Genomic DNA, 17,099 nt, shown 5'->3' with positions numbered 1-17,099 from the left:
CCGGGCGGAAGGCGCCACTCCACACCGGGCCGTCTCAGATGACGGCCACGCTGATGCTCACCACGTAGGGCTCCTCCACCGTTCCGTCCGGAAAGAGCGGGTTCAGGAGCTCCCGCTCGGCGTCCAGGAACTCCCGCGTCCCCGCCTCGCCCAGCAGCAGGAACGCCGAGTGACTGGCCAGGTTCGCCAGGTGCGCCTCCAGCGGGATCCGCCGGGACCACGGGACGGTCCGCGTGGTGAAGCCGGAGTCGAGGCCGCGCGGGAGCGTACGGAAGCCCAGGGTCTCGGCGCTCCCGCCCACGGCGCCGGCCCCGCCCGCGACCGCGCCGCCCGGGCCGTCGGCCCCGAAGAAGGCACGGATCCGCTCGCCCTGCGCCGCGATCCAGCCGGCCGACTCGTCCAGGTCGTTCCACCAGATCGCGAGCGCCCCGCCGGGCTTCAGCACCCGGCGGGCCTCGGGCACGGAGCGCGCCGGATCCGTCCAGTGCCAGGCCTGCGCGTACGTCAGGAAATCGAAGGCGGCCCCGGCCAGTGGCAGCCGGTTCCCGTCCCCGCGCACGATCGGGATCCCCGGCCGGGTCCGCCGGAACTCCGCGGCCATCCCGTCCCCGGGCTCCACCGCCACCACCTCGGCCCCCCGGGCGCGCATCGGCGCCGTCCCGATCCCGGTCCCCGCGCCCACGTCGGCGACCCGGGCCCCGGCGAACCGGCGGCCGGCCAGCTCCTCGACGGCGTCGTACAGGGTCTCGGGGTAGCCCGGCCGGTGCTTCCCGTAGAGGGCGGCGGCGCCGTCGAAGGACCGGGCCCGGGAGCGGGGAGTGATCGTCATGGCGTCATTGTTTTCGATCACGCCCGTCCCGGCCAGCCCTTCCGGGGCAGCGGTCAGGCGGCGCGGACCAGCCCCGCCTCGTAGGCGAGGATCGCGGCCTGGGTCCGGTTCGAGAGGTCGAGCTGCGTCAGGATCCGCGAGACGTACGTCTTCACGCTCGCCGGGGACAGGTGCAGCGCCTGCGCTATCTGGAGGTTGGTCCGGCCCTCGCCGACCAGTGCGAGGACGTCCCGCTCACCGGGGGACAGGGTGGAGAGCTGCTCCGCGTGGTCGGGGGCCTCGGTGCGGGTGTCCGCCCGTTCCAGCAGCACCCGCATCACCCCGGGCGCCAGGGCGCTGCCGCCGGCCGCGACCGTGCGGATCCCGGCGAAGAGCTCCTCGGGGCGCAGGTCCTTCAGCAGGAACCCGGCCGCTCCGGCCCGTAGCGCGTCCAGGACCAGGTCGTCCGCCGTGTAGCCGGTGAGGACGAGCACGCGCGGCGGATCCGGCAGCCGCAGCAGCTGCAAGGTGGCCTCCATGCCGTCGACCTTCGGCATGACCAGGTCCATCAGCACGACGTCCGGCCGGTACGTACGGGCCAGTGGTACGGCCTCGGCCCCGTCGGCGGCCTCCGCGACGACCTCGATGTCGGGAGCGCTCGCGAGCAGGGTCACCAGTCCCGACCGTATGAGGCTCTGGTCGTCGACCACCATCACGCGGATCGTCATGTGACCCACCTCCCCCTGATGTCCCTGATTCCCCGTCTTATTACGGACATTACCGCCATACCGGGACTTAAGTCCGCCCAACCCTCCCTCCCCAGTCCCCTTTTGCTGCCCCGCTTGTCCTCTTTCAGCGACTTCGGGCACCCCCCGTCCTCCCGGACGGTGGTGACCGAGGCAGAGCGCACCACCGCTTCACCCGGTGCTCCGGCCTCCGCAATGTCCCCGAAGTCAGGAACTCCGCATGTCTTTCCCGTCTGCTCGTACCCTCGCCGGTCTCGTTGTCGCCGGTATCGCCGCACCCGCCGCCGTGGGTCTCGTGGCACAGCCCGCGTCCGCCGCGTCGGTCGGCACGTGGGACGAGGTCGCCCAGTGCGAGTCCACCAACGACTGGAGCATCAGCACCGGCAACGGCTACTACGGCGGCCTGCAGTTCTCCTCCAGCAGCTGGGCGGAGTTCGGCGGCCGGCAGTACGCGCCCCAGGCCGACCAGGCCACCAAGGCGCAGCAGATAGCCGTCGCCGAGAAGGTCCTGGCGACCCAGGGCCCCGGCGCCTGGCCCTCCTGCGGCAAGCTCGCCGGCCTCCAGCGCGGCGGCCCGGCCCCCGAGGCACCCGAGGCCCCCGCCAAGGGCACGGGCACCTCGACCGCCGACAAGAACAGCGACACCCCGGCCGCTCCGAAGCGCGCCCAGGGCGCCAACAGCTACACCGTCGTCAGCGGCGACACCCTCGGCACCATCGGTTCCGAACTGGGCGTCAGCTGGCAGGCCCTCTACTCCGAGAACCGCTCGGTGATCGGGTCCGACCCGGACGTGATCTTCCCGGGCCAGCGCCTCGCTTACGGCTCCGGCTCCGGCGGCTCCTCCGACTCCGGGAGCAGCACCCCGGCCGCGCCGAAGCCCGCCGGCTCGTCCAGTTCCTCGAAGTCCTCCGACTCCTCGGGGAGCCGCTCCAGCAGCGGCGCCGAGGGCGTCCTGCCCGTCTCGGGCGGCAGCATCTCCGCGCGCTACCACCAGGCGGGCGGCTGGGCCGCCGGCTACCACACCGGCATCGACTTCGCGGTGTCCACCGGCACCCCGGTCCGGGCCGCGGCCGCGGGCACCGTCGTGTCCTCCGGCTGGCAGGGCGCGTACGGCAACGCCGTGGTCATCAAGCACGACGACGGCCGCTACACCCTCTCCGCCCACCTCTCCTCGGCGACCGCCTCCGAAGGCGAGCGCGTCTTTGCCGGCGAGCGGATCGGCCGCTCCGGCAACACCGGCAACTCCACCGGCCCGCACCTCCACTTCGAGGTCCGCTCCAGCAACAGCTACGGCGCCGACGTCAACCCGGTCACCTGGCTGAACAACCACGGCGTCTCCCTCTAAGGAATGTGCGGGGCCGCCAAGGCCCGGTCCACCCCGTACCCGTCCCCCGGGGATGCCCCTTCGGCGGAAGAAGGGCAACCTGGGGGGACGTTTTGCCATGTTCTGCTCACTTCTGTGCGCCGATGGGGGGTGGTGGAGTCATGCAGGCCGTGCCCGGTCGCGCCGGACAGCTGCTGGAACGGGGTCTGCGCACCCTGACCGGGGAGAGCGGCGGGGCGCCCGACCCGGTGCGCGCCCGCCGCACCGACATCTGGCTCGCCCTGGTCTGTGGGCTGCTCACCACCCTCAACCTCCACGACGTCCACCGCTTCGGCCTCGTCACCGACTACCCCACGAGCCTGGCCGCCGGCTGGCTCGCGGCGCTCTCCCTGCTCTGGCGCCGCTCCCACCCCTGGATCCCGGCCCTCGCGGCCACCGCCGCCACCCTCGTCTCCGACGACCGCGGACCCCTCGTCTTCGCCGCCTACGCCCTGGCCGCGTACGGCCGTACCCACCGCTGGGGCGGGGTCCTGCTGATGGCCGTCGTCTACGCCGCCACCCGCGACGTGTTCCTGCCGCTCGGGTACGCGGGGCGCGACCCCGCCTCCTTCGTCCTCGGCTCCATCCTCGTGCCCGCCCTGTACGGGGAGACCGTGCGGCGCAACCGGCACGTCATGACCGCGCTGCGCGAGCGGGCCCGCCAGGCCCACGCCGCCGTGGACCAGGCGGCGGACCTGGCCGTCGTCCAGGAACGCACCCGTTTGGCCCAGCGCACCCACGACGGGCTCGGCCACCGGCTCACCGCCCTCACCCTGCAGGCCGCCGCCCTGCGCCTGGACGCCGGGGCCGACCCCCGGGTCCGGGAGGCCGCCGGAGCCGTGGAGGAATCGGCGCGGGCCGCGATGGCCGAGGTCAGGGAGGTGCTGGACATGCTGACCGACCCCGCGGGCAGCCGTGCGTACACCTCCCCCGTGGACGTGGGCCGCTTCCTCGGCTCCCTGGCCCGGAACATGCGGGCCACCGGCATGGAGATCACCCACCACACCCAGCCCGGCCTGGGGCCCTTCCCGGCGGCCGACGGGCGGCTGCTGCTGCGGATAGCCCGCGAGGGGCTCACCAACGCGGCGAAGTACGCCCCCGGCTCCGTCGTTCGGATGAATCTCTACGCCGACGACGGGGAGGTCCGCCTGGACGTGGTCAACACCGCCCCGGAGGGGGAGCGGATCGTCCTCGACTCCGGTGGCATGGGCATTCCGGGGCTCCGGCTCGCCCTCACGGAGGTGGGCGGGAAGCTGCGCGTCGGGTCCACCCGGGACGGAGGTCACATGCTCTCGGCGACACTCCCCGACCGACGTGTGCTAGCTTAGAGCTCGTTGCAGTTGTGGTACCCATGAACTTTATGTGCGCCTGACGGGAATGCTCCGACAGGCGCTTTTATTGTTTTGCCGGAATCTCCGGATGGGGCCCTTTGCCGCCTATTCAGGAGATTCAAAAATGGCACTTGGCACCGTGAAGTGGTTCAACTCGGAAAAGGGCTTCGGCTTCATCGAGCAGGACGGTGGCGGCCCGGACGTCTTCGCCCACTACTCGAACATCGCCACCCAGGGCTTCCGTGAGCTCAACGAGGGCCAGCGCGTGTCCTTCGACGTCACCCAGGGCCAGAAGGGCCCCCAGGCGGAGAACATCCTCCCCGCCTAAGGCAGTCAGCACGCCGGGGTCCGCACCGAGTAGGTGCGGGCCCCGGCTTGTCTGCTGTTTCGCACCATTTGATGTGCAGTGCCTTTGTAGTACCTGCCGGTTTCAGGAGGGCTTTTCCGCATGACCAGCTCCAGCTCCGCACGACCCAGCCGCCGCCCCACCCGGGGTCGAGGTGCGGCCCAGGGACGTCCGAAGGCTGGCGCGGGACGGCAGAAGTCCGCCCCCGTAGCCAGGCCCCAAGAATTCACCATGCCCGAACCGCTGACCCCGGCCCTGCCGCCGGTGGACGCGTTCGGCGACATGGACATGCCCGAGGCGCTGCTGAAGACCCTCGCCGCCCAGGGCGTCACCGAGCCGTTCCCGATCCAGGCCGCGACCCTGCCGAACTCCCTCGTCGGCCGTGACCTGCTCGGCCGCGGCCGTACCGGCTCCGGCAAGACGCTGGCCTTCGGCCTGGCCCTGCTGGCCCGCACCGCCGGCCGCCGCGCCCAGCCGAAGCAGCCGCTCGCACTGGTCCTCGTACCGACCCGTGAGCTCGCGCAGCAGGTGACCGACGCCATGGCCCCGTACGCCACGGCCGTCAACCTGCGCATCACGACCGTCGTCGGCGGCATGTCGATCAACCGCCAGTCCGGCGCCCTGCGCCGCGGCGCCGAGGTGCTCGTCGCCACCCCCGGCCGCCTGAAGGACCTCATCGACCGCGGTGACGCGGACCTCTCGCAGGTCTCCATCACGGTCCTCGACGAGGCCGACCAGATGACCGACATGGGCTTCATGCCGCAGGTCACCGCCCTGCTGAAGCAGGTCCGGCCGGAGGGCCAGACCATGCTCTTCTCGGCGACCCTCGACAAGAACATCGACAAGCTCGTCAAGATGTTCCTCACCGACCCGGTCGCCTTCTCGGTCGACCCGTCCGCCGGTGCGGTCAGCACGATGGAGCACCACGTCCTGTACGTCATGGACGAGACCGACAAGAAGGCCGTGGCCACGCGCATAGCCGCTCGTGACGGCCGGGTGATCATGTTCGTCGACACCAAGCGCGGGGTCGACCGCATGGTCAAGAAGCTCCTCGCCGACGGCGTCCGCGCCTCCGGCCTGCACGGCGGCCGCTCGCAGCCGCAGCGCAACCGGACCCTCGACTGGTTCAAGACGGGCGAGGTCACCGCGCTGGTCGCCACCAACGTGGCCGCGCGAGGCATCCACATCGACGACCTCGACCTGGTCGTCAACGTGGACCCGCCGACCGACCACAAGGACTACCTGCACCGCGGCGGCCGTACCGCCCGCGCCGGTGAGTCCGGCAGCGTCGTCACCCTGGTCCTGCCCGACCAGAAGCGCGACATGACCCGTCTGATGTCGGACGCCGGGATCTCCCCGCGCACGGCGCAGATCAAGTCCTCCGACGAGGAGCTCGCCCGCATCACCGGCGCCAAGGAGCCCTCGGGCATCCCGGTCGTCATGGAGGTGCCGCAGGCCACCCCGCCGCGTCAGCGTTCCACCGGCCAGGCCGGCGGGGGCTCGGGCTCCGGCGCGCGCCGCCGCTCGGGCGGACCGCGTACGGGCTCCGGCACGGGTGCGGCTCCGGCCGCGGGCGGCGGCCGCGGCCGTCGCACCGGTGGCGGCGCCGCCGGGCAGGCTCCGGCCTCCGGCTCCGGCCAGGCCCGCCGTGGCCAGGGCGGACAGGGCGGCTCCACGGGCGGTTCCGGCGAGCGCGGCCGGCGTACCGGCGGGGCCCCCGCCGGTGGCGCTGCCGCCGCTTCGGCCCGCAGCCGCGTGGGTGGCGCCGGCCAGGGCCGTCGCCGCTCCGCCTGATCGGCTCGGACGCGTAACGAACCCCTGATCCGGGCGGCACATGCCGCCCGGAGCAGGGGTGTTTTCGCTGTCTAGCGGACCAGCTTCGCCTGGAGCTTCGCCAGGGTCCGCAGGTCCAGGCCGAGGCCGTCGGTGAGGTAGCCGTAGAAGCTGCCGTAGTCGGCCTCCATCTGCGTGGTCGCGGCGTCCAGGTAGTCCTGGCGGACCTCCTGGAGCGGGATCAGCAGATCGGGGTTCTGCATCCGGCCGGATGCCTTCAGCCCCGCCCGCACCTGGGCGTCGTACGCCCCGCGGAAGGTGTTCGAGGCCAGGTAGTCGCGCTCGGCGGTGCCTTGTGGGACGGCCAGCGCGGTCAGCAGGATGTAGCTCATCCAGCCGGTACGGTCCTTGCCCGAGGTGCAGTGGTACAGCAGCGGGCCCTGGTTGCCGTCGGCGATCTCGCGGAGGGTGGCCGCGAACTGCGCCCGGTTCCCGGGATTGGTCACGAACGCACGGTAGACGTCGCGCATGTACGCCTCGGCGCGGCCGCCGCCGAGCATCTGCTCCTGCTTCACCGGGTCACCGCTGCCGATCGCGGACAGCAGCAGCCCGTACAGGCCGTTGTCGTTGACCGGGCGGGCGGTGGAGGTCAGACCGGCGGGCAGCTTGTCGGCCCCGTCGTACTGGACCTCCATCGGGATGCGGAAATCGAGGACCTTCTTGAGGCCCAGACCGCCCACGGTGGTGATGTCCGGGGCGGTCAGCTTGCCCAGTGCGTCGGCGCGGTAGACCAGTCCCTGACGAACCTGGCCTCCCGTCCATGTGCGGTAGCCACCGAGGTCGCGGACGTTGACCGCGCCCTGGAGGGGGATCTGGCGGATCGTTTCCGCCGACTGCGTGTGCCAGTGGTGACGCGAGGTGGCGCCGCTGCCGGCCGGCGCGGCGTACGCGGCGGCGGGCAGGGTTCCGATGGCGAGGGCGGAGGCGAGCACCGCGGTCGCCAGGCGGATTCGAGCACGGCTCATCTGGGGCAACTCCTGTAACGGAGAAGGGGAATCACCCTGGTGGTGGCAGGGTGCCGAGCGGGTGCGGGGGGAGGGGGAGAAGCTGTGGGGGAGTGAGGCCGTTCAGCCGTTCCAGCACGGCGTACGCCTCGGCCATGACGCGGGTGACGAGCTCCGCACAGGACGGCAGATCCTCGATCACGCCCGCGACCTGGCCCGATGCCATGACGCCGAGGTCCGTACGGCCCTCGACCATGGACGCCTTGAGGAGCATGGGGGTGTTCGCGGCGAGCAGCACCTGGCTCCAGGACAGGTCCTTGCCGTGTTTCATCGCGAGGCCGTCCCGGACCATCTCCGCCCAGGTCAGGCCCGAGAGCTTCTTGAAGCCGGCCGCGTGCCGCACCGCCTTGGCCAGTGCCTTCGCCCGCCCGGCCCGCTCCAGGGAAGCGACCAGCTCGCTGCGCAGCATCCGGTGCGGGAGCCCGTCCACGGCCGTGGTGACGGTGACGTCCTTCACGGTCGCCTTCAGGTACTCGGCCTTCACCGCGTCCGGGACCGTCGAGTCGGAGGTCAGCAGGAACCGGGTGCCCATGGCGATGCCCGCGGCCCCGTAGCCCAGCGCCGCCACCAGGCCGCGGCCGTCGCTGAAACCACCGGCCGCGACGACCGGGATGTCCACCGCGTCGACCACCTGCGGCAGCAGCACCGTCGTGGCCACGTCGCCGGTGTGCCCGCCGCCCTCGCCGCCCTGCACGATCACCGCGTCGGCGCCCCACGCCGCGACCTTCTCGGCGTGCCGGCGGGCCCCGATCGAGGGGATCACGACCACGCCCGCGTCCTTCAGCCGAGCGATCAGCTCCTTGGACGGGGCCAGCGCGAAGGAGGCCACCCGGACGCCCTCGTCGATGATGAGCTGCGCGCGCTCGGCCGCGTCCCCGGCGTCCGCGCGCAGGTTGACCCCGAAGGGGGCGTCCGTACGGGACTTGACCTCGTGCACCGCCGCCCGCAGCTGCTCCATCGTCATGGTGGCCGAGGCCAGGATGCCGAGCGCGCCCGCGTTGGCGGCCCCCGACACCAGGCGAGGACCGGCCACCCAGCCCATGCCCGTCTGCACGATCGGATGCTCGACCCCGACCAGCTTGGTGAATGCCGTCTCCATCGGCTCAGACCCGCACTTCGCGGTCGCGCAGGCCCTTGGGGTCGATGACCTCGCGGATCAGCCGCAGCTCCTGCGCCGTCGGCTCCCGCGTGTACGGGACGTCGTCGGCGATCGCCAGCTCGAAGCCGGTCGCCGCCCGGACCTGCTCCACCGTGACCCCGGGGTGCAGGGAGGCCAGGCGCATGGCGTGGTCCGGGCCGCCGAAGTCGAAGACGCCGAGGTCGCTGACCACCCGGGGGAGCCGGTGGAAGCGGGTCACCCCGGCCGCCTCCGCACGGTCGTAGCCCACACCGCTGACCATGTCGACGCGCTCGACGAACACCCGGGTGGAGTGCTTGGGGATCCAGTAGCTCACCGGATTGTTCAGGGTGTTCACCGGGGCACCGCGCACGCCGAGGAGCTGGCGGGCCGGCTGTTCCCAGTCCCCGATGCAGGAGATGTTCTGGTTGCCGAACCGGTCGATCTGGCTGGCGCCCATCATCACGTGCCGGCGCCCGCCGGTGACCATCGTCAGGTGACGGCGGTACGGGAGCCAGCCCTCGGCCGAACCGTCCAGCCCGACCAGCATGGCTTCGCCGTCGGTCAGCAGCAGGTCGGGGGAGAAGGTCCGCTTCGCCAGCCGGGCCCCGAAGGAGGGCACCAGCCCCATCGGGCTGGCCAGCACCTCGCCGTTGTCCCGCCAGGCCTCGGCGCAGGCGATCACGCAGTACTCGGCGCGGGTGACCGCGGCCGCGGTCGTCGTGGAGGGCGTGCTCACTTCTGCTCCTCGTGCCAGGCCTGGACGGCGGACTGGTAGGCGTGCTCGCTGCCGCCGGACAGGAAGCGCTCGGCGAACTCGGGCCAGGGGGTGGTCGCGTACAGCTTCTGGAAGGCCTCGTCGCGGCCGTAGTCGGGGGCGCAGGAGGTGAAGTGCGCGCCGTTCGGAGTCTCCACGACCCCGGTGACCGAGTGCCGGCTGACGAGCAGGGACTGCGGCGGCCCGGACTTGGAGAGCTCCGCGGTCTCCACGATCTGCTCGCAGGAGACGTAGGCGGCGTCGGCGGCCTCGCAGAAGAGGTCGTCGAAGTACGGGTCGGGGCCCAGGTACTGGGCGTTGCCGAGCCGGTCGGCGCGGTTGAGGTGGACCAGCGCGGCGTCCATGCGCAGGGCCGGGACCGCGACGAACTCCTCCCCGTCGGCGTACGGGGAGGTGACGGTGCGCAGCTCGGGGTTGACGCGCATGACGTCGGAGCCGAGGCCGGCGCGGACCGGGAGGAAGGGCATCCGGTTGGCGGCCGCGTGCAGGCCCCACATGAACATGGCCTCGTCGAGCTCGGTGAGGGCGAAGGCCCGGCTCTCGCGGGCGGCCCGGTAGTGGGGCTCCAGCGGGATGGAGTCGAGGGTGACGAAGGGGGTGACCAGCTTGCGGATCCGGCCGGCGGCGGCCAGCAGGCCGACGTCGGGACCGCCGTACGAGATCACGGTGAGATCGGTGATCTCGGAGCGGAGCAGTGCGCGCACCAGGGCCATGGGCTTGCGCCGCGAGCCCCAGCCGCCGATGCCCACCGTCATCCCGCTGCTCAGCCGCCCGACCACCTCGTCGGGGGTCATGGTCTTGTCGGTCATGCCGATTCCGCCTTTGCGTCGCTCTTCTCGCTGCTGCCGAAGGTGTCGCGGACCCGGTCGGCCACGCCGCTGAGGTTGGCCTCGAAGGTGAAGCCCTGCTCGAAGCGGTAGCTGCGGCGCACGTCCACGGGGTCGATGCCGTTGATGGCGGCCTTGGCGAGCCGGATGAGGTAGCCGTCCTTTTTCGCGATCTCGGCGGCCAGCTCCAGGGCGGCCGCCCGCAGTTCCTCGCGGGGGACCACCTTCCACACCGAGCCGTGCGCGTGCAGTTCGGCGGCGGTGGCGGTGCGCGAGGTGTAGTAGAGGGTGCGCATCATGTGCTGCGGGACGAGCCGGGCCAGGTGGGTGGCGGCCCCGAGGGCGCCGCGGTCCAGCTCCGGCAGTCCGAAGGTCGCGTCCTCGGAGGCGACGATGGCGTCGGCGTTGCCGACCAGGCCGATCCCGCCGCCGAGGCAGAAGCCGTTCACGGCCGCCACGACCGGGACCTCGCACTCGTAGACGGCGGCGAAGGCCTCGTAGCAGCCCCGGTTGGCGCCGATGAGCGAGGCGTGGCCGGTGTCGCGCTGCATCTCCTTGATGTCGACGCCGGCGTTGAAGCCGCGGCCCTCGGCGGCCAGGACCACGCAGCGGACCTCCGGGTCGCGGCCGGCCGCGCGCAGGGCGTCGGCCAGGTCGTACCAGCCCTGCACGGGCAGTGCGTTGACGGGCGGGAAGTCGACTGTGACGAGTGCGATGCCCTTGTCGGGGCTTGAGGTGGAGACACCCATGAGCGGATCAGCTACCTTTCCACCAAACATTTGTTAGGTGAGGAAGGTAGCAGCCGATGGAGCTCAACGGGAGGGTTGTCGTCGTCACCGGCGGAACCCGGGGCGTCGGCGCCGGGATCGCGCGGTCGTTCCTCGCGGCGGGGGCCGAGGTCGTCGTCTGCGCGCGCCGGCCGCCGGAGGAACCGGTCGAGGCGCAGGGCCGTACGGCGCTCTTCGCCGCCCTGGACCTGCGCGATCCGGCCGCCGTACAGGATTTCTTCGGATCGGTCGCCGCGCGCCACGGGCGGCTCGACTGCCTGGTGAACAACGCCGGCGGGACCCCGTACCGGCTGCTGGGGGAGGGCGAGGCCGAGCGCCACGCACGGGTCGTCGCACTCAACCTGATCGCCCCGATGACCGCCTCGGTCGCCGCGTACCCCTGGCTCCGGGAGACCCGGGGCTCGATCGTGATGATCGGCAGCGTCAGCGGGACCCGGCCCTCGCCGGGCACGGCGGCCTACGGGGCCGCGAAGGCGGGCATGGAGAACCTGGCCCGCTCCATGGCCGTGGAGTGGGCCCCCGAGGTGCGGGTCAACTCGCTGGTCCTGGGCATGGTGCGGACCGAGCTGTCGCACCTGCACTACGGCGACGAGAGCGGGATCGCCGCCGTCGGCGCGACCGTACCGCTGGGACGGCTGGCGGAGCCCTCGGACGTGGGCGAGGCGGCCGTCTTCCTGGCCTCCGGCCGGGCGGCGTACGTGAGCGGGGCGAGCCTGCTCGTGCACGGGGGCGGCGAACGGCCGGCGTTTTTGGATGCGGCAACTGCGAACAAGGAGAGCTGACATGGGACTTGCCGAAGGCCGTGTGGTCATCGTGACGGGCGCCGGACGGGGGCTGGGCCGCGCCCACGCGCTGGCCTTCGCCGAGGAGGGGGCGCGGGTCGTGGTCAACGACCTCGGCGTCGGCCTGGACGGGCTGCCGGGACCGGAGAGCCCGGCGGCGCTGGTCGTCGCCGAGATCCGGGCCATGGGCGGACAGGCCGTGGCGCACGGCGGTGACATCGCCACGGCGCACGGCGCGGCGTCATTGGTCGAGACGGCCGTCTCGGCCTTCGGGCGGCTGGACACCCTGGTCAACAACGCGGGGTTCCTGCGCGACCGGATGCTCGTGAACCTCGACGAGGACGACTGGGACGCCGTGATGCGGGTCCACCTGAAGGGGCACTTCCTGCCGCTCAAGCACGCGGCGGCGTACTGGCGGGCCGAGGCGAAGGAAGGCCGGCAGGTCGCCGCGCGGGTCGTGAACACCTCCTCGGGGGCGGGACTCCTCGGCTCCGTGGGCCAGGGCAACTACAGCGCGGCCAAGGCCGGGATCCTGGGGCTGACCCTGGTGTCGGCCGCCGAGATGGGCCGCTACGGCGTCCAGGTCAACGCGATCGCCCCCGCGGCGCGCACCCGAATGACGGAGCAGACCTTCGCGGACACCATGGCCGCCCCGGAAGCCGGAGCCTTCGACGCGATGGCCCCGGAGAACGTGTCCCCGCTGGTGGTGTGGCTGGGCTCCGACGCCTCGGCGGGGGTCACGGGCCGCGTCTTCGAGGCGGAGGGCGGCCGGATCACGGTGATGGAGGGCTGGCGGCCCGGCCCCACGGCCGACTGCGGGTCACGGTGGACCCCGTCGGACGCGGGGGAGGCGACGGTCAAGCTCCTCGCGGCGTCGCAGCCGCCGCAACCGGTGTACGGGGCGCGGTAGCCGCGGACCGGCCGTCCGCGGCCGCGGGGTCAGAAGCGGAACCAGCGCCGCCGGGGAGCCGAGAGCGCGGGATTCCACGAGATGCCCCCGGCCGCGGGCACCTCCCGCTCGTTGAACACGCCGGAAGCGGCGATCTCCGCCAGGTCCGTGCGGCGCTGCCGCAGCCCTCTGACCAGATGGATCCGATGCTCGGTCCGTCCGGTCTCCTCAAGGAGTTTCACCAGCAGGACGAGCTCGCGCACCGCTGCCCGCGCACCCGTCTCGACGAGGACCTGTGACCCCCAGTCCGGCAGGACATCGACGGAGAGGGGCTGCGAAAGTCCGACCGTCCGGGTGGGCTTCGTGAGCCCGAGGATCTCCTTCGCCCTGCGCTGCGCCGCGATGAAGCGGCTCAGCCGGGCGCGCTCCAGCAGACGGCCGATCTCCTCGAAGGCGTCGTACAGCTCAGGCAGGAGCGACACGGGCAGGTCCCTCGCCGCGAGCGCGAGCAGCTGGTCGGCCTGCTCTTCCGCACCTTCGTCCCGGAGCGCGGAAACGGCTCGCGCCACCGCCGGCGGGTCACCCGTCCAGGGGATCGGTGCGGTGCCGCGCCACACGTCGATCTCCGCGCTGGTCTCCCGCTGGGCCCGCGCACCACGCTCGGCATCCCACTGGAGGAGGCGCAGCTCGGACTCGTGCTGCCGCACCAGGTCCTCCAGCTCGTCGAGGCGGTGCCCGACCCGGCCCAGCTGCTCCTCCAGCTCCTGCACCTGCTGGTGATTGCCCTCCGCCCGGGCGAACGCGTCCGCGAGGCTCCCTTCGAGCTGGTCGCGGTGCTCGCGCCCCCGTTCGAGCTGCTCGCGCAGGGCGGCCAGGTCCTGTGCGGTCTGCACGCGGTACTCCTCCAGCGCGATCCGGGAGGCCTCCTCCTTGTACTCGCGCGCCACCAGCGGACCCTTGGTCCGGGCCGCGGTGTAGAGCAGGTTCCACCCCTGCGCCACCCTGTCCGGGTCCACGGCCTGCCGGGTGGCCAGGAGCCGGTACAGGGCCGGGAGCAGCGAGGGCCTCGGCAGGTCGGCGCCGCTCAGGAAGCGGGAGAGCCTGCTGGCGTCGACCGCGGCTCCGGGCTCGGCCTCCTTGAGCCACTTCACGATGTCCGAGGAGGACATCCCCAGGTCCTCCCGAAGATCTCGCAAGTGCTGGGCGAACGCGGCCTCCTCCTCGCTCAGCCCCGACAAAGGGCCTAACCGCTGCGGGGGTTGTGTCCCGCGGATGCTCACGGGCAGCTCTGACATGCACCTTCTCCCTCTTGCGGGACGCGCATGTTGCGGCCGGTCGAGCAAGACCGCCTTGCGGCGTCGCCAACACGATGTCCGGGACGTTCCCTTGGCCCAGCGGCCCGCCACGGGGCCGGGAAGAAGGAGAACACCACCATGTCGCGAACCCTACGCACAGCCGACCGCGAGGCACCTCCGTTCCTGGAGATCCGGGTCCGGGGTTTTCACCTGACCGTCGAACGGATCCCGTACCGCCTCCTCACCGTGCTCACCACGCTCGGGGGGACCTTCGCGGGAGTGGCCTGGTACCCCCGTTAGCCCCTCCCGGCGGGCCGGGACCCGAAAGGGTCCCGGCCCGGATCCCTTCCCGCTCAGCGGGAACGGGGCCTCCCGCGCACACCCGGCCCCGGCCTACCGTCTGCCGCACCACACACCACCTCAGCCGGGAGGCCCCATGCTGAACGACCCCCTCCGGCGCGAGGCCGCCGAACTGCTGCGCGGGGCGGAGCTGCGCCGGGCGCCCGTATCGCCGCTGGCCGGGCTGTTCGCGGGGATCGACACCGAGGACGCCTACGAGATCCAGCTCCTCAACATCCGCCACCGCCTCGCGGCCGGCGACCGCGTCACCGGGCACAAGGTCGGGCTGTCGTCCCCCGTCATGCAGGCCATGATGGGCGTCGAGGAACCCGACTACGGGCACCTGCTGCACTCCATGGAGCTGTACGAGGACACCCCGGTCCCCACGGCCGCCTACTGCGCGCCGCGCGTCGAGGTCGAGATCGGCTTCGTCCTCGGCGCCGACCTCCCCGGCGAGGGCTGCACCGTCGCAGACGTCCTGGCCGCCACCGAGCGGGTCGTCCCGGCCCTGGAGCTCATCGACAGCCGGATCGCCGACTGGCGGATCACCATCGCCGACACCATCGCCGACAACGCCTCTTCCGCCGGATACGTCATCGGCGAGGGCCGGGCCCCCCGCGAGCTGGACCTGAAGGCCGTCGACGCCACCTTGACCCGCGGATCCGACACCCTGGCGAGCGGCCGCAGCGACGCCGTGCTCGGCGATCCGGCCGCCTCCGTCGCCTGGCTGGCCCGCACCGTCGCCCGCTTCGGGGTCCGGCTCCGCAAGGGCCACCTCATCCTGCCCGGGTCCTGCACCCGCGCCGTGGACGTGGCCGCCGGGCGGACGTACACCGCCGACTTCACCGGGCTCGGCCCGGTGTCCCTCTCCTTCATCTGATCCGTCTGAGGTGCCATGACGAACACGCCGAAAGCGACCGCCGCCATCGTCGGCTCCGGGAACATCGGGACCGACCTGCTCTACAAGCTCCTGCGCTCCCCGCACGTAGAACCCCGCTGGATGATCGGCGTGGACCCCGGCAGCGAGGGACTGGCCCGCGCCCGCCGCGCCGGACTCGAGGCCTCCCACGCGGGCGTGGACTGGCTGCTCGCCCGGGGCGAGCTGCCGGACCTGGTCTTCGAGGCCACCTCCGCCTCCGTGCACCGCTCCAACGCCCCGCGCTACGCCGAACTCGGCATCAAGGCCGTCGACCTGACCCCCGCCGCCGTCGGCCCCGCCGTGGTCCCGCCCGCGAACCTGACAGCCCACCTCGACCGGGCCAACGTCAACATGATCACCTGCGGCGGCCAGGCCACCATCCCCATGGTGTACGCCGTCTCCCGCGTGGTGCCCGTCGCCTACGCCGAGATCGTCGCCTCGGTGGCCTCCGTCTCGGCCGGCCCCGGCACCCGCGCCAACATCGACGAGTTCACCCGTACCACCTCCCGGGGCATCGAGGAGATCGGCGGCGCCGCCCGCGGCAAGGCCATCATCATCCTCAACCCCGCCGACCCTCCCGTCATGATGCGCGACACCGTCTTCTGCGCGATCCCGGCCGACGCCGACCGCGCGGCCATCGCGGCCTCCGTCAAACAGGTCGCCGAGGACGTGGCCTCGTACGTACCGGGCTACCGGCTGCGCACCGAGCCGCAGTTCGACGACCCCTCCCCGCTCAACGGGGGCATGGCCCGGGTCGCGATCTTCCTGGAGGTGGAGGGCGCCGGCGACTACCTGCCGCCCTACGCCGGAAACCTCGACATCATGACCGCCGCCGCCACCAAGGTCGGCGAGGAGTTCGCGAAGGGACCGCAGAAGTGACCACCTACCCGAGCTACTCGGCCAGTCTCGACATCCGCATCACCGACTCCTCCCTGCGCGACGGGTCGCACGCCAAGCGCCACCAGTTCACGGGCGAGGACGTACGGTCGATCGTCTCCGCCCTCGACGGCGCGGGGGTCCCCGTCATCGAGGTCACGCACGGCGACGGACTCGGCGGGTCCTCCTTCACCTACGGCTTCTCGAAGACCCCCGAGCAGGAACTCATCAAGATCGCCGCCGACACGGCGCGCCACGCGAAGATCGCCTTCCTGATGCTCCCGGGGCTCGGCGTCAAGGACGACATCCGCGCCGCCCACGGCAACGGCGGGCAGATCTGCCGGATCGCCACCCACTGCACCGAGGCCGACATCTCCGTCCAGCACTTCGGCCTCGCCCGCGACATGGGCCTGGAGACCGTCGGGTTCCTGATGATGGCCCACTCCACCACCCCCGAGAACCTGGCCCGCCAGGCCCGGATCATGGCCGACGCCGGCTGCCAGTGCGTGTATGTGGTCGACTCGGCCGGCGCCATGGTCATGGACGAGGTCACCGACCGGGTCGCCGCGCTCGTCGCCGAGCTCGGCACCGACGCCCAGGTCGGCTTCCACGGCCACGAGAACCTCGGCCTGGGCGTGGGCAATTCGGTCGCCGCCGTCCGCGCCGGCGCGCTCCAGATCGACGGCTCCACCCGGCGCCTCGGCGCGGGAGCCGGGAACACGCCCGTAGAGGCCTTCGCCGCCGTCTGCCGGAAGATGGGCATCCGCACCGGCATCGACGTCCTGAAGATCATCGACGCGGCCGAGGACGTGGTCCGCCCCGTCATGGAAGACGAGTGCACCCTCGACCGCATGGCCCTGCTCATGGGCCACGCCGGCGTCTACTCCAGCTTCCTCAAGCACGCCTACCGGCAGGCCGAGCGCTACGGGGTCTCCGGCGCGCAGATCCTCCTGCGCGCGGGCGAGCGCCGCCTCGTCGGCGGCCAGGAGGACCAGCTCATCGACATCGCCGTCGAACTCGCCGCGCAGCGCTAGCGCGCGCTGCCCCGGCCGACTTCG

At 72.3% G+C, this 17,099-nt stretch carries 18 protein-coding genes; 10 read left to right on the top strand and 8 right to left on the bottom strand.

Annotated elements, in window-relative coordinates; genetic code table 11:
- Positions 1–34: 34 nt before the first annotated feature.
- Together OG435_RS13125 and OG435_RS13120 are read right to left on the bottom strand one after the other, a co-directional pair.
- Positions 35–829 carry a class I SAM-dependent methyltransferase gene (locus tag OG435_RS13125; protein ID WP_266876999.1) on the bottom strand — a complete coding sequence of 265 codons (795 nt, stop codon included), beginning with the start codon at positions 827–829 and terminating at the stop codon, positions 35–37.
- Between the two features lie 53 nt (positions 830–882).
- Positions 883–1,536 carry a response regulator transcription factor gene (locus OG435_RS13120; protein WP_266876998.1) on the bottom strand — a complete coding sequence of 218 codons (654 nt, stop codon included), beginning with the start codon at positions 1,534–1,536 and terminating at the stop codon, positions 883–885.
- 238 nt (positions 1,537–1,774) lie between these two features.
- Here OG435_RS13120 and OG435_RS13115 point away from each other — a divergent pair, with 238 nt between their 5' ends.
- From OG435_RS13115 to OG435_RS13100, 4 genes are all read left to right on the top strand, one after another.
- Positions 1,775–2,899, top strand: coding sequence for a peptidoglycan DD-metalloendopeptidase family protein (locus OG435_RS13115; protein WP_266876997.1), 1,125 nt, complete (start codon positions 1,775–1,777; stop codon positions 2,897–2,899).
- A 140-nt stretch (positions 2,900–3,039) separates the two neighbouring features.
- The gene (locus OG435_RS13110; protein WP_266876996.1) at positions 3,040–4,245 is read left to right on the top strand and encodes a sensor histidine kinase; all 1,206 of its coding nucleotides are present in this window, start codon (positions 3,040–3,042) and stop codon (positions 4,243–4,245) included.
- A 127-nt stretch (positions 4,246–4,372) separates the two neighbouring features.
- Entirely contained in the window at positions 4,373–4,576 is a 204-nt protein-coding gene (locus OG435_RS13105) for a cold-shock protein (protein ID WP_112447913.1), read from the top strand.
- A 120-nt stretch (positions 4,577–4,696) separates the two neighbouring features.
- Positions 4,697–6,388 (top strand): DEAD/DEAH box helicase, encoded by a 1,692-nt coding sequence (locus OG435_RS13100; RefSeq protein WP_266876995.1) that lies wholly within the window; start codon positions 4,697–4,699, stop codon positions 6,386–6,388.
- A 71-nt stretch (positions 6,389–6,459) separates the two neighbouring features.
- Here the strand turns inward: OG435_RS13100 and OG435_RS13095 are convergent, their stop codons facing one another.
- The 5 genes from OG435_RS13095 to OG435_RS13075 are packed head-to-tail and all read right to left on the bottom strand — an operon-like array spanning position 6,460 to position 10,902.
- Entirely contained in the window at positions 6,460–7,392 is a 933-nt protein-coding gene (locus OG435_RS13095) for a tyrosine-protein phosphatase (protein WP_266876994.1), read from the bottom strand.
- A gap of 31 nt (positions 7,393–7,423) precedes the next feature.
- Positions 7,424–8,530, bottom strand: a complete 1,107-nt coding sequence (locus tag OG435_RS13090) for an NAD(P)H-dependent flavin oxidoreductase (RefSeq protein WP_266876993.1) — start codon at positions 8,528–8,530, stop codon at positions 7,424–7,426.
- A gap of 4 nt (positions 8,531–8,534) precedes the next feature.
- Positions 8,535–9,287, bottom strand: coding sequence for a CoA-transferase subunit beta (locus OG435_RS13085; RefSeq protein WP_266876992.1), 753 nt, complete (start codon positions 9,285–9,287; stop codon positions 8,535–8,537).
- Complete coding sequence (locus OG435_RS13080) at positions 9,284–10,135, bottom strand: CoA transferase subunit A (RefSeq protein ID WP_266876991.1); 852 nt, start codon at positions 10,133–10,135, stop codon at positions 9,284–9,286. Before OG435_RS13080 ends, OG435_RS13085 begins: the two co-directional genes overlap by 4 nt.
- The gene (locus OG435_RS13075) at positions 10,132–10,902 is read right to left on the bottom strand and encodes an enoyl-CoA hydratase family protein (protein ID WP_266876990.1); all 771 of its coding nucleotides are present in this window, start codon (positions 10,900–10,902) and stop codon (positions 10,132–10,134) included. Before OG435_RS13075 ends, OG435_RS13080 begins: the two co-directional genes overlap by 4 nt.
- Before the next feature lie 56 nt (positions 10,903–10,958).
- On the opposite strand from OG435_RS13075, the gene OG435_RS13070 reads away from it, so the two are divergent.
- Both OG435_RS13070 and OG435_RS13065 read left to right on the top strand, forming a co-directional pair.
- The gene (locus tag OG435_RS13070) at positions 10,959–11,723 is read left to right on the top strand and encodes an SDR family oxidoreductase (protein ID WP_266876989.1); all 765 of its coding nucleotides are present in this window, start codon (positions 10,959–10,961) and stop codon (positions 11,721–11,723) included.
- Between the two features lies 1 nt (position 11,724).
- Positions 11,725–12,633 (top strand): SDR family oxidoreductase, encoded by a 909-nt coding sequence (locus OG435_RS13065; RefSeq protein WP_266876988.1) that lies wholly within the window; start codon positions 11,725–11,727, stop codon positions 12,631–12,633.
- 29 nt (positions 12,634–12,662) lie between these two features.
- On the opposite strand, the gene OG435_RS13060 is transcribed toward OG435_RS13065, so the two are convergent.
- Positions 12,663–13,781: a hypothetical protein gene (locus OG435_RS13060; RefSeq protein WP_266876987.1), complete on the bottom strand. Its 1,119-nt coding sequence runs from the start codon at positions 13,779–13,781 to the stop codon at positions 12,663–12,665.
- 264 nt (positions 13,782–14,045) lie between these two features.
- On the opposite strand from OG435_RS13060, the gene OG435_RS13055 reads away from it, so the two are divergent.
- The 4 genes from OG435_RS13055 to dmpG all read left to right on the top strand — a co-directional run bounded on the left by OG435_RS13055 (position 14,046) and on the right by dmpG (position 17,075).
- Positions 14,046–14,207: a hypothetical protein gene (locus OG435_RS13055; protein ID WP_266876986.1), complete on the top strand. Its 162-nt coding sequence runs from the start codon at positions 14,046–14,048 to the stop codon at positions 14,205–14,207.
- A 136-nt stretch (positions 14,208–14,343) separates the two neighbouring features.
- Positions 14,344–15,126, top strand: a complete 783-nt coding sequence (locus tag OG435_RS13050; protein WP_266876985.1) for a 2-keto-4-pentenoate hydratase — start codon at positions 14,344–14,346, stop codon at positions 15,124–15,126.
- A gap of 15 nt (positions 15,127–15,141) precedes the next feature.
- Entirely contained in the window at positions 15,142–16,044 is a 903-nt protein-coding gene (locus OG435_RS13045) for an acetaldehyde dehydrogenase (acetylating) (protein WP_266876984.1), read from the top strand.
- Positions 16,041–17,075: a 4-hydroxy-2-oxovalerate aldolase gene (gene dmpG / locus OG435_RS13040; RefSeq protein ID WP_266876983.1), complete on the top strand. Its 1,035-nt coding sequence runs from the start codon at positions 16,041–16,043 to the stop codon at positions 17,073–17,075. Before OG435_RS13045 ends, dmpG begins: the two co-directional genes overlap by 4 nt.
- Positions 17,076–17,099 lie beyond the last annotated feature (24 nt).

The organism is Streptomyces sp. NBC_01264, from assembly GCF_026340675.1.
Classification (GTDB): domain Bacteria; phylum Actinomycetota; class Actinomycetes; order Streptomycetales; family Streptomycetaceae; genus Streptomyces.
This window is presented reverse-complemented; position numbering and strand designations above follow the sequence as displayed.